General features: G+C 34.8%; 1 protein-coding gene. It reads right to left on the bottom strand.

Going from position 1 to position 580, the window contains the following annotated elements:
• Positions 1–160: 160 nt before the first annotated feature.
• Entirely contained in the window at positions 161–472 is a 312-nt protein-coding gene (locus FK530_RS27625; RefSeq protein WP_109201549.1) for a non-heme iron oxygenase ferredoxin subunit, read from the bottom strand.
• Positions 473–580 lie beyond the last annotated feature (108 nt).

Here is a 580-nt window from a genome sequence, read left to right on the forward strand (position 1 = left end):
AGTTAAAGCGAATTTAAATCGAACTCTAAATTATGAGGTTAATCACGATTTATTGCTTTGATGATGAAACAATGAAAAATTTTTCAAATCGTTTTTTATCAATATTTTTTTATAGAGATTTTTTTATAAAAATCTTTTAAGAATGGGGCCTAATAGAGCTCTACTGCTCAAGGGCGATCAAAATTGCCCCATCCTCTACTTTTACAGGATAGGTCAATAAATTACGGCATCCTGGCCCACTCTCTAAATTACCCGTTTTAATATCAAAAATAGCTTCATGAAGAGGACATTCAACTGTACCATCTTCAACAAATCCTTCCGTTAAGAGCGCATAGGCATGGGGACAAATATTTTCAATAGCAAAATAGTGATCACCCACCTGAAAGATCCCGATCTTCATATCACTGACATCAACAGATTTAGGCATATACTCTTCAATTTCATCCACTTGGCATACTGAAACCCACTTCATCTTCTTCCTCCTCTAAGATTCCTATCCTGCTCGATAAGAATAATCAGAAAATGGTGATCTACTCATATTTATTGTTCTCTGACAGATTGTGATTGGTAGATCATCGAT

Origin of the sequence: Tsukamurella conjunctivitidis (genome assembly GCF_007858475.1) — a bacterium.
Taxonomy (GTDB): Bacteria; Actinomycetota; Actinomycetes; order Mycobacteriales; family Mycobacteriaceae; genus Tsukamurella; species Tsukamurella conjunctivitidis.